A 19,633-nucleotide genomic window follows, 5' to 3' on the forward strand; every position below is an offset into this window, starting at 1 on the left:
ACCTCCAACGAGCGCGCGGCCCCCTTCCCTCCACCTTGCCACCGACCGCCGCGAGCTTGCCGGCCGCAGCCCGTCTTGGAGATGCCCTGAAGTCGTGAACGGTCGAGCCAGGGTCGGCACGGCGCCGCGGGAATCGCGGACCAGGCATCACCGTTGCCACAGCATGGGCGACGCATCCCACCCTCAAGCCAAGCCCGACACGGCCGCGTCCTCGGCCGCCCGCGCGCGTCTGGAGGCCGACCGGGCCGACACCCTGGCCCGGGCGGCCGCGCTGCACCGCGACTTCGAAGGGATCGTCGCGGCGAACGCCCTGATCGCGGTCGACGACGAACACGACCCCGAGGGCGGCACGACCGCGTTCGAGCGGGCCCACGTGGCCGCCCTGCTCACGCAGACCCAAGAACACCTGCAAGAACTCGACCGGGCGCTGGAACGCCTCGAACAAGGAACCTACGGCCAGTGCGAGAGCTGCGGCCAAGCGATCCCGCCCGAACGCCTGGAGATCCGCCCCGCAGCGGCCACCTGCGTCCACTGCGCCCAGCCCGCCCCACGCCGGCAGCCACCGCCGGATGAGAGCGGCCGGAACGCGCTTTGAGAGGTACACGGGCAACAGGCCGGGCAGCCGGTAGCCGCGGCGCCCCCGCCCTCTGCAGCCGCCCGTGCAGCACGCCGAGCGGCTGGCGGTGCCGCGGGGCTTCGTGAATCGGGGGGAAGATCAACACCAGGCCCAGCGGCACCTACACCGCACCTGCCCCGCCCCCACGACACCAACCCGCCCGGCTTCCGCACGCGACGCCGGCCCCGCTCCACGGCTCCCAACCGTCGCTCCTCCCCCGCCGGCTCACCCACGGCCAGGGTCGAGAGCTCGACATCCGTCCCCCACGGGCGCCGAGGACAACATGCTTTACAGTTCAGCAGCCGAACCCGTGCGGCCGGACCCCGTATCCGGCCCGGCCCCCAAACCAGGCCGCCGAGCTTCCCCCGTGCCCGACGGCCCTGCCCGCGTCAGTGAAACCATCGGGGAAATCGTGACCGCAGGGCTGGGAATTCCGTGAGTTCCCGGGTCAGGGCTCGCGTGCGGGAACGATCCGGCAGGGCATGTCTGGCTGGTGGGGGTCTGCTCGCTGAATGTTGTGTTGCTCGCGGTCTCACACCGTCGTTGGGGTGGCTCGCAGGCCGCCGAGCAGCGCGGCCAGGTAGCGGTGCGCGGTGTCGATCCGGTCTGCGGGAGCGCTGCCGTGTACGTCTACGGCGTAGGCGATGCCGCACATGAGCGGGACCAGATCGGCCGCGGCCAGGTCGGGACGGACCGCCCCGGCCGCGCGGGCTCGGTCGAGGAGTGTGGTGCCTGTCGACCACAGGGACTCCTTGAGTTCCGTGGTGCGCGGCAGGGCGACGACGGAAGCGGCGGCGACCGGCGCCAGGGAGGCGTCGGTGACCTGCGCCTCGACGGTGCGGGTCAGGAAGCTCTCCAGGGCCCGCCAGGCGTCGGTGTCGGCCAGCGCCTGCCTGCCGTGGGCGGTCAGGGCCTCCAGGCTGGGCGTGGCGACGGCCTCCAGGAGCGCCTCGGGCGTGGCGAAGTGGCGGTAGACGGTGCCGACGCCGAGTCCGGTGCGGCGGGCGACGTCGTTGAGCTGCAACGGCGTGCCCTGGTCGACGAGCTCGCGGGCGACGGCCACGATCCGGTCCCGGTTGCGGGCCGCGTCCTTGCGCAGTGGTGTCGTCGTCATGGGGACATGCTAATCGGATTGCTCATCCGGATGGCCCTGCCGCCCGTGCCGGGCCGGGCCTGGCGGGTCAGGGCGCCAGCAGGGGTGCGTGCTGCCGGCTGAGTCGGCGCACGGCATCGGCGACGCGGGGGTCTGCGGCCGTCCGGAGTGGCGCCGCCGGGCGTGCCGTGGCGTCGATGACGATGCCGGTCCGGCCCGCCAGGGACTCGTCGGTGGCCGCGATGATGGAGGACTTCGCCGCCTCGGATGCCGGGCCCGCGGTGGAGCGTTCAAACCTGCGGCGCACCAGCGGCCACAGCAGCCGCAGGGCCGGGGAGACGATCTTCGGGTCGGTCAGGGTGCCATGGGTCATGTCGGTCGCGGCGCCTCCGGGGTCGGCGGCGAAGACCGAGACGCCCGTGCCGTCGAGCCGTGACGCCAGGTCGAGCGTGTAGACGAGGTTCGCGAGCTTTGCGCGGCCGTACCAGTGGAAGCCGTAGTAGCCGCCGGGCGGCTCGACGGCGTCGAACACCCGCTTGGCGACACCGACCGCACCCGAGGTCACGTTCACGATCCTGCTCGGCGCACCGGCTGTGAGCGTGGGCAGCAGGAGTTCCGTCAGCAGGTACGGCGAAAGGTGGTTGACGACGAACGACGCCTCCACGCCGCCCAGATCCTGTCGCTCCGCGAACATCGCCCCGATGTTGTTCACCAGCACGGTCAGCGGTTCGCCGGAGGCGGCGTGGTCGCCGGCTATCCGGCCGGCGAGCGCGCGCACGCCGTCGAGCGAGCCGAGGTCGGCGGGCAGGAACCGGGCGGGGCGCGCCGGGTTCACCGCGTCGATCCGGTCGACCGCCCGGGCGCCTCGGTCGGCACTGCGCCCGACCACGGTGACGGAGAATCCGGCGGCAGCCAGTCCCAGAGCGTTCTCGCGGTACGCGCCGGGCACGTACGGGAGGGCGGTGCGCCGGCCGCGGGGGCGGTCTCGCGCAGCAGCAGTCCCGCGTCGGCCGTACGGGGGAGGCGCGGGCAGGGTGCCGGAGGTGCGCGGCGCCGTGGGGTGTGAAAGGGCACAGGCTGGGCAGGGGCGACGTCCCTCCCCCAGCGGACGACAGGGAGCTCGTCGTGGCACACCCATCCCAACCACCGCCCCGGCCGGCGCACGGCACGCCGGAGGGACGGTCCGCCGGCGAGACCCGCTCCCCCGTGAGCGTGCGCGTCAACGGGACCCGTCACGACCTCGACCTCGACCACCGCGTCACGCTCCTCGACGCCCTGCGCGAGCACCTGGACCTGACCGGCGCCAAGAAGGGGTGCGACCACGGGCAGTGCGGTGCGTGCACCGTCCTCGTGGACGGCCGGCGCGCCAACAGCTGTCTGCTGTTCGCCGTCACCCTCGACGGGTGCGCGGTCACGACCGTGGAGGGTCTCGCGGGGCCCGACGGCGCCCTGCACCCGCTCCAGCGCGCCTTCATCGAGCAGGACGCCTTCCAGTGCGGCTACTGCACCCCCGGCCAGCTCTGCTCCGCCGTCGGCGCCCTGCGCGAAGTCGCCGCCGGCGACCCGTCGCACGTCACCACCGCCGGTGCCCGGGCAGGGGCCGCCGCGCTGACCGCTGAGGAGATCCGGGAGCGGCTCAGCGGCAACCTGTGCCGCTGCGGCGCCTACCCGGCGATCGTCCGGGCCGTCGCCGAGGCCGCCGTCGACGCCGCAGCCACCAGGACCGGTGCGGATGCGGACGTGATCGTGTGAAGCCCTTCGCCTACGTACGCGCCACCAGTCTCCGCGAGGCCGCCGACGCCCACGCCGCGCACCCCGGTTCCCGCTACCTGGGCGGCGGCACCAATCTCGTGGACCTGATGAAACTGGGCGTCGAGACCCCCACCGCCCTGATCGACATCTCCCGCCTTCCCCTGGACGAGATCACCGACCTCCCCGACGGGGGCCTGCGCGTCGGTGCCACGGTCCGCAACAGCGACCTGGCCGCCGACCCCCGGGTGCGCTCCCGCTTCCCGCTGCTCGGGCAGGCGCTGCTCGCCGGCGCCTCCGGCCAGCTCCGCAACGTCGCCACCACCGGCGGCAACCTGCTCCAGCGCACCCGCTGCGCCTACTTCCAGGACCTCTCCAAGCCGTGCAACAAGCGCGAACCGGGCAGCGGGTGCGGGGCCCGGGACGGCGTCCACCGCGACCACGCGGTCCTCGGCCACTCCGAGCACTGCATCGCCACCCACCCCTCCGACATGGCCGTGGCCCTCGCCGCGCTGGACGCCGGCGTCGAGCTGTACGGGGGACCGGACACCACCCGTACGGTCGCGGCCGCCGAGTTCCACCGGCTGCCCGGCGACCGCCCCGAGCAGGACACCGTCATCCGCGCGGGAGAGATCGTCACGGCGATGCTGCTGCCGGCCCCGGCGCCCGGCGCCGTCTCCGCCTACCGCAAGGCCCGTGACCGCGCGTCGTTCTCCTTCGCCCTCGCCTCGGTCGCCGTCGTACTGGACCTCGACCGCGACGGGGGCCTCGTGCGCCAGATCTCCCTGGCCTTCGGCGGCCTCGCCCACCGGCCCTGGCGGGCCACCACGGCCGAGGCGCGGCTGACCGGCGCCGAGCCGCGTCCGGACGCCGTGCGCGCGGCGGTCGACGCCGAGCTCGCCCGGGCGAAGCCGCTGCGCGACAACGCGTACAAGATCCCCCTCGCCCGCAACCTCGCCTGCGACACCATCGCCGCGCTGGCCGGTACGCATCCCGGTTCCACAGACCACAGGACAGGACCCCAGGACCCACGATGAGTTCCGCCTCCGCCACCCTCGACACCGCCTCCGAGGCCCTGCTCGGCGCCCCCGTCCCACGGCTCGAAGGCCGGGAGAAGGTGACCGGCACCGCGCTGTACGCCGCCGAACGGCACCTGCCGAGGCGGGCCTACGGGTGGCCGGTGCCCGCGACGATCGCCCGCGGCCGGATCACCGCCCTCGACACCGCCCCCGCCTTGGCCCTGCCCGGCGTCCTGGGCGTCCTCACCCCGTACGACGCACCGCGGCTGGGCCCCTCCGACGACCCCGGCCTCCAGCTGCTCCAGGACCTGCGGGTACCGTGCCGCGGCTGGTACGTGGCGCTGGCCGTCGCCGACACCCTGGAGGGTGCCCGCGCCGCCGCCGACGCGGTGCGCGTCACCTACGAGGCGGAGCCGCACGACGTCGTACTGCGCGAGGGTCACCCCGGCCTGTACACCCCGGAGGAGGCCAACGGCGGCTACCCCGCGCACCGCGAACAGGGGGACCCGGACGCGGCGTTCGCCGCCGCGCCCGTACGGGTCGACGTCCGCTACGCGGTGCCGCCGCTGCACAACCACCCGATGGAGCCGCACGCCGCCACTGCGCACTGGGACGCCGGGCGCGGCCACCTCACCGTCCACGACTCCTGCCAGGGCACCACGGTGGTGCGCACCGTCCTGGCCGGGCTGTTCCGGCTGCCCGAGGACCGGATCACGGTGCTGGCCGAGCACGTGGGCGGCGGCTTCGGCTCGAAGGGCACGCCGCGTCCCCACGTCGTCCTCGCCGTCATGGCCAGCCGGCACTGCGGACGCCCCGTCACCGTGGCCCTGCCCCGCCAGCACATGGCCGCCACCGTCGGCCACCGCGCTCCCACCCTGCACCGCGTCCGGCTCGGCGCCCGCGCCGACGGCACGCTCACCTCCCTCGGCCACGAGGTCACGACGCACACCTCGCGGGTGCGCGAGTTCGTCGAGCAGGCCGCCGTACCCGCGCGGGTGATGTACGCGGTCCGGGACAGCCGCACCACGCACCGCGTCGCCGCGCTCGACGTGCCCACCCCCTCCTGGATGCGCGCCCCCGGCGAAACGCCCGGCATGTACGCGCTGGAGTCGGCCATGGACGAGCTGGCCGATGCCCTCGGCATGGACCCCGTCGAGCTGCGCGTACGCAACGATGCGGCCACCGAGCCCGACAGCGGCCGCCCCTTCAGCAGCCGGCACCTCGTGGAGTGTCTGCGCGAGGGCGCCGACCGCTTCGGCTGGGCCCGCAGCCGGCCGCCCCGGCGGGAGGGGCCGCTCCTCATCGGCAGCGGCATGGCGGCGGCCACCTACCCCGTGTACATCGCTCCGGCCGGCGCGCGGGCCCACGCCCGACCCGACGGGAGCTACCTCGTCGAGGTGAACGCCACCGACATCGGCACCGGCGCCCGTACGGTCCTCTCCCAGATCGCCGCCGACGCGCTGGGGGTCCCGCTCGACGCCGTCTCGCTGTCGCTCGGCAACAGCGCGCTGCCGGCCGGCCCCGTGGCCGGCGGCTCCACCGGGACGGCGTCCTGGGGCTGGGCGGTGCACGACGCGTGCACCGCCCTGACCGACCGGCTGGCCCGCCACCACGGGCCACTGCCCGACGCGGGGCTCTCCGCGTCTGCGGACACCACCCAGTCGGCGAAGCAGAGGTCCCCGTACGCGCGCCACGCGTTCGGGGCCCACTTCGCCGAGGTGCAGGCCGACACGGTCACGGGCGAGGTACGGGTGCGCCGGATGCTGGGAGTCTTCGCCGCCGGCCGCGTCCTCAACCCGCGCACGGCCCGCTCGCAGTTCATCGGGGGCATGGTGATGGGGCTGGGCATGGCGCTGACCGAACACAGCGGCCTGGACCCGGCCTTCGGCGACTTCGCGGAACGCGACCTGGCCGCCTACCACGTACCGGTCAACGCCGACGTCCCCGGCGCCATCGAGGCCCACTGGATCGACGAGCACGACAAGCACCTCAACCCGATGGGAAGCAAGGGCATCGGTGAGATCGGCATCGTCGGCGCCGCGGCGGCCATCGGCAACGCCGTGAGCCGGGCGACCGGCCGGCGCCTGCGCGAGCTGCCCCTCACCCCTGACCGGGTCCTGGCCGCCCTCGGCGACGAAGGCGGCTCCGCCAGCGGCACGTAGCTTGCCCAGCTCCTGGTCGCGCTCCGGCTCCGGTGGCTCACGTGGACTCCCGGAGGACGACGACCGGGTGGATGCGCGGAACCTGCGGAGCCGCAAAGCCGGGAACGGCAGAGACCGCGGCAGTGGGACGCAGCCCGGGAGCGCCGGCGGATTGCGGACCGTTCGGCGGGATCCGGCCGCCTCCCCTGCCCGACGCTGCCGGTCAGTCGAGGACTGCGGTCGCCTCGATTTCGACCAGGTGCTCAGGGACGTCCAGCGTCGCGACGCCGATCAGGGTGGCCGGCGGCACCGGCGCGAGCCCGAGCCTTCCGGCCGCGCGGGCCACGCCGTCCATGAGCAGGGGCATCTTCTCGGGAGGGTGGTGCCGCCGCGCGTCGAGTACACCCTGACCGAGCCGGGCCGGGCCCTGCGCGCGACGGTCGACGGCATGTGCGACTGGACCCACCGCTACCTGGCTGACATCGAAACCGCCCGCCACCGTTTCGACACCGCCTGAGCGGACGCCTCAGGTCGCCTGCCATGTCCGCCTGCCGTGGCGCAAGGGACGCGCCGTTTGTGACGGCCGGCGCGGGTAAAGGCGTGGCATGGGTGAGGAGGAACTGCCTCGGCCGGAGGCCGAGGAACTGCTGGCCGGGCTGAGCGTGGATGCCCGCCGGCCCGAGCAGCCTGTGCTGCTGGAGGCCGACGGAGCCCCGATCCGTACCTGGCGGGAGAGCTATCCCTACGACCGCCGGATCAAGCGGGGCGAGTACGAGCGGAGCAAGCGGATCCTGCAGATCGAGCTGCTCAAGCTGCAGCACTGGGTCAAGGAGACCGGCGCCCGGCTGGTGGTGATCTGCGAAGGCAGGGACGCGGCGGGCAAGGGCGGCACCATCCAGCGGTTCACCGAGCGGCTCAACCCCCGCGGCGCCCGGATCGTGGCTCTCGACAGGCCGACCGAAAGGGAGTCGGGGCAATGGTACTTCCAGCGCTATGTCGCCCACTTGCCGGCGCCCGGAGAGATCGTCTTCTTCGACCGGTCCTGGTACAACCGGGCCGGCGTCGAGAAGGTCATGGGCTTCTGCACCCAGCAGCAGTACGAGCTGTTCCTGCGGCAATGCCCCCAGTTCGAATCGATGCTGGTCGAAGACGGCATCCTGCTGGTGAAGTTCTGGTTCTCGGTCTCCCGCGCGGAGCAGCGCACCCGTTTCGCCATCCGGCAGGTCGATCCCGTCCGGCAGTGGAAGCTCTCCCCCACCGACCTGGCATCGCTGGACCTGTGGGACGACTACACCCAGGCCAAGGTCGCGATGTTCCGGGCCACCGACACCAGCCACGCGCCCTGGACGGTGGTCAAGAGCAACGACAAGCGCCGCGGCCGGCTCGAAGCGATGCGAAGCCTGCTGTGGCGCATCGACTACGACCGCAAGGACCAGACGGCGGTCGGCCGCCCCGACCCCCTCATCGTCGGCGCCGCCGACACCCTGCTCGAAACCGGCGAGGAACCCACCTCCCTCACCCCCACTCCCCTGGCCGGACCGCCTCTCGGCCCCGGCCACCACCCCCACTCGTAACACTAAAAGGGCCGTCACCTCGCCGCAGGCCCCGCACCCCGCTGCGAAGCCGAGGGGGAAGCCCGGCAAGGGCACGGGCCGCTCGTACGGCCGACGACGCCACGGTGGGCTGGGGCTTCGGACCTCGCGAACTCAGCGCCTCGGGGGCTGCCGAGGTTGCGGTGGTGCGGGGTGTCCCGCCCGCACGTGCCAGGCTTCAGGGTCGATGAGGCGTCCTTCTGGCCGACAGCGCGCTCTACGCGAGGCGGCTGCCGGGGCTATGGTCGCGGGCGTGGACATGCGGACGATCATCGAAGATCTCGCCGGCCAGGCCGAGCAGCAGCTCCGCGGCGGGGTGTGGCGGGTGACGGACACCGATCGCTCCGTCGCGGCGAAGGCCGCCGCCGAGCTGAGTGCCGCCGTCGGACCGGCGGACGTACAGGAGACGCTCGCGGTGATCGACCGGCTCGCGCACCTGCGGGAAGCCCTCGCCGCCGTGGCGCTGGCCCTCGCGCACGTCCACGGCCGCCTCGCCTGGTTCCTCGGCGCCGCCGCCACCGCTCTCACCCCGATCCTCCACTGGCGCGCCCTGCCCGTCGAAAACGGGCCCACCTTCGGCGCCGTCGCACCCACCCCCGAGCAGTACCGGGACGCCGAGGACGCCATCCGCCGACTCCACACCGTGCTCACCCGCATCACCGCCAACTGACCTCCCGTCACGGCGCGCCCTGCACACCTCTGCGCCCCGGGGGGTGAGGCATGCACGGCCCCTTGAGGCGGGGTGTTGCCAGCCGGCGTGTTGTGCCAGGCTCGTGGGTGAACCAGCCTGGTCTGGTGGGAGACCCCGCGCTGCCGAGTGGTCACCGCAGGGGCGGTGGCCGGTGGACGGTACGGGTGGTCTCGCTCGGCTGCGCGCAGCCCTCTTCGCAGCTGCGCGCGTGACGGCCGGCCCCCTGGACGGGGGATGTCGGCCGTGATGGGCACCGACCCGATCGGCAGGACGTTTGACCATGCAGGACACCTTCGACGTGCACGTCACCGAGACCCCCGAGCGCACGGTGGTCGTCGTGGCGGGTGAACTCGACCTCTCCACCAGCGCCCACGTCACCCAGGCCACCGACGCCCTGGTCCTGACCGGCAGAACGCTGAGCGTGGACCTCGCGGCGGTGCCGTTCATCGACTCCAGCGGCCTGAACATGCTCCTCACCCTGCGCCGCCGAGCCGAACAGGAACACGCAGGCCTCGAACTGCGCGGCCTGGGCCGGCAGGCGCTGCGGCTGCTGGACCTCACCGGCTCACGCGACCTGTTCCACCTCAGCTGACCGACAGGTCGGCCCACACCGTCTTCCCCGCCCCTTCGGGCCGGGTGCCCCAGTGCTCGACGAGCTGATCGACGAGGAAGATCCCGTGGCCGCCTCCCCGGTCCGGACGGCGGTGGGACGGGCGCGGCAGGGTGGGGCCCGGGTCGGTCACGGCGATTGTCAGACGGCCCGTCTCGTGGTCGATGTTCCCGAGCGGACCGTCGTGACCGTGGCAGGCGCCCTCGACATGGACACCAGCCCCCAGCTCGGCACAACCATCGCCGCCCTGGACCTCGACGACCTCACCCTGGGCCTGGACCTGACCGGCGTCGCCTTCATCGACTCCTCCGGCCTCCACCTCCTCCTCACCCTGCGCAACCGCACTCACGCCCAGGGCGGAACCCTCGAGCTGCTCTGCGTCCCCTGCCAGGCGCTGCGCCTGCTCGACCTCACCGGCACCCGCCGCCTCTTCACCCTGCTCCCCTGCCCCACGCCCTGAGACGCCGTGCGCGGGGCCCGGCAGGACACCGAGCCTTCGGCCCGGGCAGAGTGCCGTCGTCCTGGAGCACCCGATCGTGCACCAGGTGCTGCGGCCGTCGGCCGTACGCGCCGTACGCGCCGTACACAGCGTGCAGGGGGGCTCCCCAGCCCCTTGGCTTGCCGGCGGCCGTCAGGCCGGCGAGGCGTCGCCGAAGGTGATCGCGTCGCTCGTGCACAGTTGCGCCGACATGTTCCGCTCCATCATGCGCAGCGCCGCGTGTGCCAGACCGGGATCGATGTGGGCGACCGCGTCGAGGGCGACGACGACCTCGTAGTGCCGGATGTGGGCGTCCAGGGCGGAGTACAGCACGCACTGTTCGGTGACCTGCCCGCAGAGCACCACCCGCCGGACCTCGAGCTGCCCCAGCAGGTAGGCCAGGGGCGTCTCGTAGAAGATCGAGTGCCGTGCCTTGACCACGAAGAGGGCGTTCTCGTCGGGCGCGACCGGCTCGACGAGGTCCCGGTAGCGGCCCGCGAGGGCGGATCGGAGGATCTCTCCGTGGTGGGAGCGCCACCGTCCGAAGTTGTCGTTGACGTAGATCACCGGGGAATCGCCCGCCCGGGCCCGTTTGAGCAGCGCGCCCACGCCCGGCAGGGCGTCCCGTACCGAGGGCACGAGCGCTTCGGCGTCCTCGTGCTCGTAGCTGTTGAGCATGTCGATCACGATGAGGGCCGTACGGGCCATGGCGATCGCCTCCGCCCGGCCCCTGCCCGTAAGCGAGCAGGCGCAACCGGGGCGGTCAGTGCTGCCGGAGCACCCTGATGCTCTTGGCCTGCGTGTCGACGGCGTCGGGCAGGACCATCCCCGCCTGCACGCCCGTGCGCAGGTAGGCCAGGACGTCCCCGGTAAGGCGCTCACCGGGGAGGACGGCGGGAATTCCCGGCGGGTAGGGGGTGAGCATTTCGGCGGCGATGCGGCCCTCGGCACGCTCACAAGGCACCTGCTCCGTCGGGCCGAAGAACGCGTCACGCGGGAGGGCTGCCTGTTCCAGGCGCAGGGCAGCCGGTGAGGGGACGTCCACACGCGGGCCGGTGCGGAGCTCGGGGGCGTGTGCGGCCAGGTCGCGGAGGGCCGTCAGCAGGATCTTCGCCGTCTGCTGGTCGTCGGCGTGGGTGAGCTGTGCGCTGATGCGGCGGTGGTCCGCGAGGTGGAGGTTGACGCGGTGGTGGGTGCGCAGCCAGTCGGCGGCCGTGTAGCCGGTCACCTGCCAGTGGCTGATGTCGATGGTGATCTGGAGAGGGTCGAGGTCGTTGGCCTTGCCGGGACCGCAGAAGTCGGCGCGGCCGTGTACGCGCATGCCGTCGATGCCGGCGATCTGGTGGCGGACGTCGGCGGCGAGGGCGAGGGCGTGGTCGTAGAGGTTCCTGCCGTGTTGGGTCATCTGGCGGCGCCAGCCGTCGAGGGCGGCGTAGACGAGGACGGAGGGGCTGGTGGTGCCGAGGAGGTCCTCGCGGCTCTTGAGGACCTCGGGTGCGACGAGGTCGCCCTGCAGGTGGAAGACGGAGCTCTGTTCCAGGCCGGAGCCCATTTTGTGGACGGAGGTGACGCACACGTCGGCGCCGGCGTCCATGGCCCAGGTGGGCAGGTCGGGGTGGAAGGGCAGGTGGGCTCCCCAGGCCTCGTCGACGATGAGGGGTTTGCCCCGGCGGTGGCAGACCTGGGCGATGGCCGCCAGATCCGAGCAGGTGCCGTACGGAGTGGGCGTCGTCACGAGCGCACCGCGGGCGTCGGGATGGTCTTCGAAGGCGGCCGCGAAGGCGTCGGCGGACGGCGGATGGGCGAGGTGGCGGTCGGCGTCCCACTGGGGCTCGACCCAGACGGGCCGGATGCCGCACAGAATGAGACCGGAGACCACGGACTTGTGGGCGTCGCGGCCCACCAGCAGCTTCTCGTGCGGGCCGGCGACCGACAGCATCGCGGACTTCACCGACAAGGAGCTGCCACAGGTCGAGAAGAATGCGTGGTCGGCACCGACGGCGTGGGCCATGAGCTCCTGGGCCTCCTCGACGACGCGGTGCGAGGACGTCCGGTCGTCCAGGCCGCTGGTCGCGAGGACGTCGGAACGGAACACGTCCTCCCCGAGGACCGCCCGTACCCGGGGGTCGGCGCCGCGGCCCTGCTTGTGGCCTGGCGGTGTGAAGGGGGTCTGGCCGGCCGCGTGGTAGGCGGCGAGGGCATCGAGCACGGGCGTCTTCGACTGGTCCATGTCGCGCGCATGCCCGGGAGATCGGGGAAGACACGCCCCGGCGTCGCAACGAAGCGCAGGCGGGACCCTCAGAGGCCCGGCGTAGGTGCACGCGGTCCGGAAATCCGCGGCCTGGCGCCGCGGTCGAGCCCCGCACTCCCGCTCCGCCGGCCGCTCGGGAACAGGGCTGTGTGGCGGTGGGCGTTGGGGGTAGCCGGACCTCATGACCATCACCGACACCACCCCGCTGCGCGCTGTCGCGCTCGTGTGCACCCTCTCGCCGTCGCCCGCCTCCTCAAGCTCTCAGCTGCTCGCCGAGCAGACCATGGCCGCGCTCGCCGAGCATGGGGTCACCGGCAAGACGATCCGGATCGCCGACCACGACGTGAAGGCCGGGGTGAAGACGGACATGGGTGAGGGAGATGCATGGCCGGAGATCCGCGCGACGATCCTGGGGTGCGACATTCTGATCCTGTCCACGCCGATCTGGCTCGGGCACCCTTCCAGCATCGCCCAGCGGGTGCTGGAGCGGTTGGACGCCGAGCTCGGGGAGAGTGACGCCGAGGGCCGCATGCTCACCTACGGCAAGGTGGCCGCGGTCTGCGTGGTCGGCAACGAGGACGGCGCCCACAACGTCAGCGCCGACCTGTTCCAGGGCCTCAACGACGTCGGCTTCTCCCTCGCGCCGAACGCCGTCACCTACTGGGTCGGCGAAGCCATGCAGGGCACCGACTACCAGGACCTCGACAAGACCCCCGAGAAGACCGCTGCCGCCACCAAGGCGCTTGCCGCCAACACCGCGCACCTCGCGCGCCGTCTGAAGGCGGCCCCGTACCCGCCGTCCTCCTGACGCCAGGCCCGGTGCGTCGCTGCCGTCGCCGCGGCGGAATGAATCCCTCCCTATGGGTAGGAGCGGGACATGAGTGAGAACGGCGGACTTGCAGTGGTGACTGGTGCCTCCAGCGGAATCGGTTTCGAACTGGCCCTCCAGCTCGCGGACCGCGGATACGACCTGATCATGAACTCTGCGGACGGGGAACGGCTGGAACCTGCGGCCGCCGAGATCCGCCGCCGCACAGGCCGGCTCGTGCACACGGTACGAGCGGACCTGCGCCGCTACGAAGAGGCGGAACGATTCTGCGAGGTGATCGCCGCGACTGCCCGGCCTGTCTCCGTCGGCGTGCTCAACGCCGGAGTGGGGCAGGGTGGCGCATTCCTGGACACGGATCTGGAAGACGAGTTCGAAATCGTCGACCTGAACGTGCGGTCCACGGTGCACCTGGCCAAACGGCTCCTGGGCAGCATGGCGGCGCAGGACGAGGGGCGTGTTCTGATCACGTCGTCCATCGCCTCGACGATGCCCGGGTCCTTCCAGGCCGTGTACAACGCCTCGAAGTCCTTCCTGCAGTCCTTCGCCCAGGCGTTGCAGAACGAGCTCAAGGACAGCCCCCTCACCGTCACCTCCCTCATGCCCGGCCCGACGGACACCGACTTCTTCCGACGTGCCGGGATGGAGGACACCAAAGTCGGCTCCGGCAACAAGGACGACCCCGCCCAGGTCGCACGGCAAGGGCTCGACGCCCTCTTCTCCGGCAAGGACAAGGTCGTCGCCGGGTCGCTGAAGACCCGGGCACAGGGATTGGCCAACAAGGTCCTGCCCGACAGCCTCAAGGCCGAAGGACACCGCCGCATGGCCGAACCCGGCTCCGCCGACGGCTGAACCCCCGGTCGCGCATTCACCCCCGGTCCGGTCCGGGTACCGGCCCCCGGAGACGTGCGCACCGAGTCCGCCGGGCCCACGTCCCCCGTCAACCGAGAAAGGTTCGCGTCATGCCCCGAGGATCCAGCGCCAAGCGTGAACGGCAGTACGAACACATCAAGGAATCCGGTGAGAAGCGCGGCATGTCCGAGTCCCGCGCCAAGGAGATGGCCTCCCGGACCGTGAACAAGGAGCGCGCCCGCTCCGGCGAGAGCAAGACCGCCAGCCGCAGCTCCACCCAGGGCAAGTCCGCCTCCCAGCGCGGCGGCCAGAAGTCGTCCGGTGGCAGCAGCGGCAGCAGCAGCTCATCGGAACGAACCAAGGACGAGCTCTACCAAGAGGCCAAGAAGCGCGGCATCGACGGCCGCTCCACCATGACCAAGCAGCAACTCAAGAACGCCCTGGGTCACTGACCCAGCCGCTGCCGCAGGGCCCGTGAGGGACCGGGGCGGTGACAGGCCTCGGCGCGTCGCGCGCCGAGGCCTGCCGTACGCAGAGCGGGTGGAGCGGGGTCAGGGCCGGCGGCGGTCACGCAGGGAGTCCTTGATCCCGCGGGCCTGCTCCTCGGCCTTGCCCGCCACCTCGCGGGCCTTGCCCTTGACCTGGTCGGTCTTGCCCTCGGCCTTCATGCGCTCGTTGCCGGTCGCCTTGCCGGCGACCTCCTTCGCCTTGCCCTTCGCCTGCTCCATCTTGCCCTTGGCCTTCTCAGCCATGAAGAACACTCCCTTTTCCGAAGAAACGGTCTATCGGTGGACAAGCTAGGCCAGATTCAAGGGCGCCGCACGGCGGGCCAGAGCGGCGGGCGGTCCGGTGGTACCGGTCCCTGCCGGAGGGATCCTTCACCGGGGCCACAGGCCCATCCGCCTCACGCAGCCCCGCCCACGCCAGGCGGCGCTGCCCCCACGGCCGCGCCGGGCCATGATGAAGGTATGTCCGATCATGACGATTTTCTGGCGTGGGTCAGGACCGCGTTGTACGAGGCGGAGGTCGCGCTGCACAACGGCGACGCCGGCCCCCGGCGCGCGCTGTGGTCCCACACCGAGCCGGTGAGCGTGCTCGGCGCCTGGCGCAACGCCATCGGCCGCGACGAACTCGACGCCCTCTTCACCGGCCTCGCGGACTCGTTCTCCGACTGCACGTCGTACAGGTACGAGCTGCAGGCGTACGACGTCCGCGGCGACATGGCGTACACGATCGGCCTGGAACACACCTCCGCCTCCGTCGACGGCGAGCCCCGTAGCTATACGCTGCGGGCCACCCAGATCTACCGCAGGGAAGACGGCACCTGGCGCGTCGCCCACCGGCACGCCGACACCGTGACCGCCTGAAGGCCAGGGGCAGCACGCCCGCGGCGAGGCCGGTCCCTTGATCTCCGAGACCGGCAGGCGCCCTTCGGCGTAGGACCTCACGACCTGTACGAAGATCCCCAGGTCGAACGAGTGGGACAGTAGCCGCTCGTGGATCCGCAGGCCCCTCGGCCGTCCGTCGTGGCCGGATCCGGGGCGGTCCGGCCGGCTCCCGAGTGGAACCGGCGGCAAGTCGCGAGCCAGAAGGGTGGTTTGTCGGCGGTCATCGGGAGCAGATGAGCGGTCACGACCAATCCGGTACGTCACCAGGAGGTTCCCGATGTCGGGTACGGAGAAGGGCAAGGCGATCGCCGAGCAGGTGAAGGGCAAGGCGAAGGAGGCTCTGGGGCGCGCGTTGGGCAACGAGCGGATGACGGCCGAAGGCCGCGCGGAGCAGGTCAAGGGCAACGCCCGCCACGCCAAGGAGGACGTCAAGGACACCTTCCGCAACTAGATCACGCGGCGCACGTTCCGCCGTACCGCTGGGCCCCGGCCGACTCCCCCTCCGCCGGGGCCCAGCCCTGCGCCGGCCGATGCTGCGAAGGCCGATCACGCGACTCAAGGGGCCTGGACGCTTTGGTCCTTGGGGTGGAGCAGCACCCGCAGGACCCTGCTTTTTCAGAAGGTGTTGCGGCGGCGCAGCCTGAGCGGGCGGCCGTCCGGGTCGACCAGGGCGTGGTGCAGCGGAGTGGCCGGCAACCGCTGCGTCCAGGGCAGGTCCGGGGGGACGTACCTGCGCAGCCGGCCCGGCGGCCGCGGGCCACGGCGGCCGCCCGTGTGCCAGGCGTCCAGCGCGGCGGCGGACTCCTCGAAGGCGCGGAAGGCGGCCAGGGGGTCGCACAGCGCGTCCTGCGCCCGCTGTCCGGCCGTGCCCGGGGCGGCGGCCGCGAGGTCCAGGTGCTCCTGCATGAGCTCCAGGCGCAGCTCCCTGGCGAAGACGCGCGCCCCGTCACCGAGTCCGGCCGGGTCCTGGGGCGGACGGGGGTCCGTACGCCGGTCGAGGACGGCACAGCTGAGTTCCGAATCGTGCGTCCACGAGCGGAGGTTGACGTTGTCCGAGCCGATGGAGGCCCACGTGTCGTCGATCACGCAGACCTTGGCGTGGACGTAGACGGGGGTCCCTGCATCGTTCTCCAGGCCGTACACCGCGACCCGGTCGCCGCCGACGCGGCGCAGCGTGTCGAGGGCGGTGATGCGCCCGATCAGGTTCATGGGCAGGGTGAGGCGGCCGTCCTGCTCGGGGACGGCCGGGATCACGCCGATCAGCCGCAGCTGCGGCTGGGTGGCCAGTGCCCGGGCGAAGCAGGCCACCACCCGCGGGGACCACAGGTACTGGTCTTCGAGGTAGATCAGCGCGCGGGCCCGCCGCAGCGCCTTGAGGTAGCCCCGGGCGATGCTGCGCTCGCCGTCAGGGGCGAAGGGGTAGCCGCGCAGCAGCCGGTTCGGATAGGTCCGCAGCAGCTGCACGGTGTGCGTGCCACGACGTGCCGGGTCGGGGGTCTGCGGCGGGAGCCGGTCCGCGCGGACGTCCTCCCGGTGCAGCCGTTCCCGCAGGCGGGTGAGCGGGCTGCGGCTGAGGGGTGAGGGGTCCTCCCAGCGTTCCCGGAAGACGGCCTCGACGTCGCCGACGACCGGTCCGCGGAGGGCCAGTTGGACGTCGTGCCAGGGCGGGTGCGGACCGTAGGCGTCGGCCATGGGCAGCGACTGGCGGTCGCCGCGGTGGGTGGCGTCGTCGTTGCGGTTGTGGCAGAGGTCGATCCCGCCGACGTAGGCGACGTCCAGCTCGGGACGGCCGGGGTGGCGCAGCACCACCATCTTCTGGTGGTGCGAACCGCCGGGTCGCACCCGCATGTCGAGCAGGCACTCACCGCCCGCCTGCTCGATCTCCTCGCCGAGGTGGCGGTTCTCCTCTTCGCTGAACTGGAGGCTGTCCAGGTGGGAGCGCCAGAGCAGCCCCTTCACGATGACACCCCGCGCGGCCGCCCGCGCCAGGACGGCACCGATCTCGGTGCCGGGGCCGGCGAGCCGCTCGTCGGGATCACCGCGCCAGTCGGTGAAGAGGAGGAGGTCACCGGCGCGCATCGCGCTGATGCCGGCGAGGAGCTCCGCGAAGTACACCGCGCCGTGGACCAGCGGCCGTGCGTCATTGCCCTCGCACCAGGCCGCCCGGTCAGGGCGGCGCTCGTCCAGGCGCGTGGCGGTGTTGCCGCGTTCCCGGGATACCAGGAACCAGTCGGCGTACCTCACGGCATCGGCCCTCCACCACGCCCCTACCCGCCGCCCGGCCGCGCACGCCCTCAGCCCACGCCGAGGCGAACCGCGCGCCCGTCCACCGACGCCGCGGGCCGGCCGCGGCCGGCAGCTCGCCGGCCTGCCGTCCCGCAGGACGTCGTCGTGGGCGCCGGCGGGCACGGGACGGGATCGAGGGCCAGGGACCCGGTCAGCCTTCTCCGGTGCGGGCCGGCCCGGAGCGGGTTGCGTCGTCACTCCGGGTAGCTGCGGGTGGGGTCGACGGCCTCGTGGACGCGGTGGCCGATGGCACGCGGGGTGCGCTGCCGGGCCTGGGCGAGCCCGAGGGGCAACCTTCAGCGGGGCTCGACTCCGCATTCGACGCAGAGATTTCATGAACCGCCGGGTCCCCCTCCTCCGGGCCTGCATAGGCTCCGGGGCAGGGCCGGACGGACGGCCGCGACGATGCGGGGGCCAGGGGTGGAGTGGGGGTTGGGGGCGGCCGGCTTTGCGGTCGGGGTGCTGATCGCGGTGGTGACCTCGCCGGTGGGCGTGTCCGGGGCGGTGTTCCTGCTGCCGGTCCAGCTGAGCGTGTTCGCGGTACCCAATCCGGCCGTCACCCCCACGAACCTCTCTACAACGTGGTCGCCGGACCCGGCGCCCTGCTGCGCTACCGGCGCGACGGCGCGCTGCGCGGGCCGCTGGTACGGCTGCTGGTCCTGGGCACCCTGCCCGGGGTGGCTCCTCGGCACGCTCGCGACCGTGCTCGGCGGCCTCTACGCCATCGGCACCCTCCTGTGACCGGTGTGGCCGGGCACAGCGGATGGCCCGGATGGGGAACCCGTGTCCCCTCCGGGCTGGACGAACGCACCAGACGTCACGCGGCCGCCTGGGCCGGGGGACGAGTGCCGAGAGCCACGACCGCAGCCACGGCCGACAGGGCGGCGAGCAGCACGAAGAGCGGCGCATATCCGCCGAGGGGGCCGGCCAGGAGGGCGCCGGCGAAGGGTGCGAGTGCCGCGGCGGCGTGGGCGGGTGCGCCGAGGAGTCCGGAGAGCCGGCCGTAGTGGGTGGCGCCCCAGCGGTCGGTGACGGCGGTGGCCTGGAGGAGGGTGAGGTTGCCCCTCACCACCCCGGCCAGGACGGACACGCCGACGAGCACGGCGTACGGTCCGGCCACCGTCGCGAGGGCTGCGGTGGTGAGGGCGCCGAGGGCGATCAGGGTGACGGTGCGGGCCGTGACGCCGAGGTGGCGGGCGAGGGTCGCGTACAGGGTGCGGCCGAGGGTCTGGCCGGCTCCGCCGAGACCGAGGGCCCACGCCGCCTGGGTGGTGGTGTGGCCGCGTTCGATCAGGAGGGGGACGAGTCCGATGACGACGGCGTACATGGCGAACGCGGACAGGGTGAAGGTGACGGCCAGCGCCCGGAACGCCCGGCTGCGCACGACCTGTTCGTGGCCGCCGGTCACGTGCGGCGGGCTCGGCGGGGCCGGCGGCCAGGGGGCCTTCAGGACGACGGCGTGGGCCGGAACGGTCAGGGCCGCGAGGACGCCAGCGAGCACGACGTAGGTCGCGCGCCAGGACAGGTGGCCGGCGAGAACCGCGGTCAGGGGCGCGAAGACCGTGGAGGCGAGTCCGCCGGCCAGGGTGACGACCGTCAGGGCGCGGACGTGGTCCGGGGCCCACCAGCGGGTGAGGGCGGCGAACGCGGGCTGGTAGAGGACGGCGGCCATCGCCGCCCCCGCGAGCAGCCACCCGGCGAAGAAGACCGGCAGGTTCGGAGCCGCCGCGATCAGCAGCAGGCTCAGCACTCCGAGGACGGAGCCGGCGGTCATCACCATGCGGGGCCCGCGCTGGTCCAGAACCCGCCCGACGTGGATGCCGGCGACGGCCGACATGACGAGCGCGGCGGAGAACGCGGCCGTTGTTGCCCCCGTGCTCCAGCCGGTGTCGGCGGTGATGGCCGGGTTGAGGACGAGGAAGGCGTAGTAGACGATGCCCCAGCTGGTGATCTGGGTGAGGCAGAGGGCGGGCAGGACGGCGCGTGGCCGCGACCGGACCCCCGTCCCGGTCGCGGCCACGCCGCTGTGAAGACCGGTCAC

21 protein-coding genes and 3 pseudogenes are annotated in these 19,633 nt (G+C 72.8%); 15 read left to right on the forward strand and 9 right to left on the reverse strand.

Annotated elements, in window-relative coordinates:
• Positions 1–163: 163 nt before the first annotated feature.
• Positions 164–595 carry a TraR/DksA family transcriptional regulator gene (locus ACIQUQ_RS28030; protein ID WP_403981182.1) on the forward strand — a complete coding sequence of 144 codons (432 nt, stop codon included), beginning with the start codon at positions 164–166 and terminating at the stop codon, positions 593–595.
• A 553-nt stretch (positions 596–1,148) separates the two neighbouring features.
• Here the strand turns inward: ACIQUQ_RS28030 and ACIQUQ_RS28035 are convergent.
• The gene (locus tag ACIQUQ_RS28035) at positions 1,149–1,730 is read right to left on the reverse strand and encodes a TetR/AcrR family transcriptional regulator (RefSeq protein WP_403981185.1); all 582 of its coding nucleotides are present in this window, start codon (positions 1,728–1,730) and stop codon (positions 1,149–1,151) included.
• A 67-nt stretch (positions 1,731–1,797) separates the two neighbouring features.
• The gene (locus ACIQUQ_RS28040; RefSeq protein WP_403981188.1) at positions 1,798–2,658 is read right to left on the reverse strand and encodes an SDR family NAD(P)-dependent oxidoreductase; all 861 of its coding nucleotides are present in this window, start codon (positions 2,656–2,658) and stop codon (positions 1,798–1,800) included.
• A 176-nt stretch (positions 2,659–2,834) separates the two neighbouring features.
• Here ACIQUQ_RS28040 and ACIQUQ_RS28045 point away from each other — a divergent pair, with 176 nt between their 5' ends.
• Genes ACIQUQ_RS28045 through ACIQUQ_RS28055 form a run of 3 tightly spaced genes read left to right on the forward strand, consistent with a single transcriptional unit; the run spans position 2,835 to position 6,639 of the window.
• The gene (locus tag ACIQUQ_RS28045) at positions 2,835–3,461 is read left to right on the forward strand and encodes a 2Fe-2S iron-sulfur cluster-binding protein (protein WP_403981191.1); all 627 of its coding nucleotides are present in this window, start codon (positions 2,835–2,837) and stop codon (positions 3,459–3,461) included.
• On the forward strand, positions 3,458–4,495 hold the full coding sequence (locus tag ACIQUQ_RS28050; protein ID WP_403981194.1) for an FAD binding domain-containing protein: 1,038 nt from the start codon (positions 3,458–3,460) through the stop codon (positions 4,493–4,495). Before ACIQUQ_RS28045 ends, ACIQUQ_RS28050 begins: the two co-directional genes overlap by 4 nt.
• Positions 4,492–6,639, forward strand: coding sequence for a xanthine dehydrogenase family protein molybdopterin-binding subunit (locus tag ACIQUQ_RS28055; protein ID WP_403981197.1), 2,148 nt, complete (start codon positions 4,492–4,494; stop codon positions 6,637–6,639). The genes ACIQUQ_RS28050 and ACIQUQ_RS28055 overlap by 4 nt, the downstream gene beginning before the upstream one ends.
• A gap of 202 nt (positions 6,640–6,841) precedes the next feature.
• On the opposite strand, the pseudogene ACIQUQ_RS28060 reads toward ACIQUQ_RS28055, so the two are convergent.
• Positions 6,842–6,994 (reverse strand): annotated as a pseudogene (locus ACIQUQ_RS28060) (RidA family protein); the annotation flags it as partial.
• A gap of 6 nt (positions 6,995–7,000) precedes the next feature.
• On the opposite strand from ACIQUQ_RS28060, the pseudogene ACIQUQ_RS28065 reads away from it, so the two are divergent.
• The 4 genes and pseudogenes from ACIQUQ_RS28065 to ACIQUQ_RS28080 form a co-directional block, all read left to right on the forward strand.
• Positions 7,001–7,135 (forward strand): annotated as a pseudogene (locus ACIQUQ_RS28065) (winged helix-turn-helix transcriptional regulator); the annotation flags it as partial.
• 88 nt (positions 7,136–7,223) lie between these two features.
• A complete protein-coding gene (ppk2, locus tag ACIQUQ_RS28070; RefSeq protein WP_403981199.1) occupies positions 7,224–8,192 on the forward strand; it encodes a polyphosphate kinase 2 in 969 nt (322 codons plus the stop codon).
• A gap of 277 nt (positions 8,193–8,469) precedes the next feature.
• Positions 8,470–8,880 carry a hypothetical protein gene (locus ACIQUQ_RS28075; protein ID WP_403981457.1) on the forward strand — a complete coding sequence of 137 codons (411 nt, stop codon included), beginning with the start codon at positions 8,470–8,472 and terminating at the stop codon, positions 8,878–8,880.
• Between the two features lie 301 nt (positions 8,881–9,181).
• On the forward strand, positions 9,182–9,493 hold the full coding sequence (locus ACIQUQ_RS28080) for an STAS domain-containing protein (RefSeq protein ID WP_403981201.1): 312 nt from the start codon (positions 9,182–9,184) through the stop codon (positions 9,491–9,493).
• On the opposite strand, the gene ACIQUQ_RS28085 is transcribed toward ACIQUQ_RS28080, so the two are convergent.
• On the reverse strand, positions 9,486–9,644 hold the full coding sequence (locus ACIQUQ_RS28085) for an ATP-binding protein (RefSeq protein WP_403981203.1): 159 nt from the start codon (positions 9,642–9,644) through the stop codon (positions 9,486–9,488). The genes ACIQUQ_RS28080 and ACIQUQ_RS28085 overlap by 8 nt on opposite strands.
• Positions 9,645–9,668: 24 nt before the next feature.
• Here ACIQUQ_RS28085 and ACIQUQ_RS28090 point away from each other — a divergent pair, with 24 nt between their 5' ends.
• Positions 9,669–9,971, forward strand: a complete 303-nt coding sequence (locus ACIQUQ_RS28090) for an STAS domain-containing protein (RefSeq protein ID WP_403981205.1) — start codon at positions 9,669–9,671, stop codon at positions 9,969–9,971.
• A gap of 171 nt (positions 9,972–10,142) precedes the next feature.
• Here the strand turns inward: ACIQUQ_RS28090 and ACIQUQ_RS28095 are convergent, their stop codons facing one another.
• Positions 10,143–10,697 carry a cysteine hydrolase family protein gene (locus ACIQUQ_RS28095; RefSeq protein ID WP_403981207.1) on the reverse strand — a complete coding sequence of 185 codons (555 nt, stop codon included), beginning with the start codon at positions 10,695–10,697 and terminating at the stop codon, positions 10,143–10,145.
• Between the two features lie 55 nt (positions 10,698–10,752).
• On the reverse strand, positions 10,753–12,219 hold the full coding sequence (locus ACIQUQ_RS28100; RefSeq protein WP_403981209.1) for an aminotransferase class I/II-fold pyridoxal phosphate-dependent enzyme: 1,467 nt from the start codon (positions 12,217–12,219) through the stop codon (positions 10,753–10,755).
• Positions 12,220–12,421: 202 nt separating this feature from the next.
• On the opposite strand from ACIQUQ_RS28100, the gene ACIQUQ_RS28105 reads away from it, so the two are divergent.
• The 3 genes from ACIQUQ_RS28105 to ACIQUQ_RS28115 all read left to right on the forward strand — a co-directional run bounded on the left by ACIQUQ_RS28105 (position 12,422) and on the right by ACIQUQ_RS28115 (position 14,370).
• Entirely contained in the window at positions 12,422–13,048 is a 627-nt protein-coding gene (locus ACIQUQ_RS28105) for a flavodoxin family protein (RefSeq protein WP_403981211.1), read from the forward strand.
• Positions 13,049–13,117: 69 nt separating this feature from the next.
• Positions 13,118–13,918 (forward strand): SDR family NAD(P)-dependent oxidoreductase, encoded by an 801-nt coding sequence (locus ACIQUQ_RS28110; RefSeq protein WP_403981213.1) that lies wholly within the window; start codon positions 13,118–13,120, stop codon positions 13,916–13,918.
• Positions 13,919–14,028: 110 nt separating this feature from the next.
• Entirely contained in the window at positions 14,029–14,370 is a 342-nt protein-coding gene (locus ACIQUQ_RS28115; RefSeq protein WP_403981215.1) for a plasmid stabilization protein, read from the forward strand.
• Between the two features lie 99 nt (positions 14,371–14,469).
• On the opposite strand, the gene ACIQUQ_RS28120 is transcribed toward ACIQUQ_RS28115, so the two are convergent.
• Entirely contained in the window at positions 14,470–14,670 is a 201-nt protein-coding gene (locus tag ACIQUQ_RS28120; protein WP_403981217.1) for a CsbD family protein, read from the reverse strand.
• A 216-nt stretch (positions 14,671–14,886) separates the two neighbouring features.
• Here ACIQUQ_RS28120 and ACIQUQ_RS28125 point away from each other — a divergent pair, with 216 nt between their 5' ends.
• Complete coding sequence (locus ACIQUQ_RS28125) at positions 14,887–15,285, forward strand: nuclear transport factor 2 family protein (protein WP_403981219.1); 399 nt, start codon at positions 14,887–14,889, stop codon at positions 15,283–15,285.
• A gap of 298 nt (positions 15,286–15,583) precedes the next feature.
• Complete coding sequence (locus ACIQUQ_RS28130) at positions 15,584–15,757, forward strand: CsbD family protein (protein ID WP_403981221.1); 174 nt, start codon at positions 15,584–15,586, stop codon at positions 15,755–15,757.
• 164 nt (positions 15,758–15,921) lie between these two features.
• Here the strand turns inward: ACIQUQ_RS28130 and ACIQUQ_RS28135 are convergent, their stop codons facing one another.
• On the reverse strand, positions 15,922–17,550 hold the full coding sequence (locus ACIQUQ_RS28135; RefSeq protein ID WP_403981223.1) for a phospholipase D family protein: 1,629 nt from the start codon (positions 17,548–17,550) through the stop codon (positions 15,922–15,924).
• Positions 17,551–17,997: 447 nt separating this feature from the next.
• Between ACIQUQ_RS28135 and ACIQUQ_RS28140 the strand changes: the two are divergent.
• A pseudogene (locus ACIQUQ_RS28140) lies at positions 17,998–18,272 on the forward strand (TSUP family transporter); the annotation flags it as partial.
• Positions 18,273–18,409: 137 nt separating this feature from the next.
• Here the strand turns inward: ACIQUQ_RS28140 and ACIQUQ_RS28145 are convergent.
• A complete protein-coding gene (locus ACIQUQ_RS28145) occupies positions 18,410–19,633 on the reverse strand; it encodes an MFS transporter (protein ID WP_403981226.1) in 1,224 nt (407 codons plus the stop codon).

Origin of the sequence: Streptomyces sp. NPDC101118 (assembly GCF_044759445.1) — a bacterium.
Classification (GTDB): domain Bacteria; phylum Actinomycetota; class Actinomycetes; order Streptomycetales; family Streptomycetaceae; genus Streptomyces.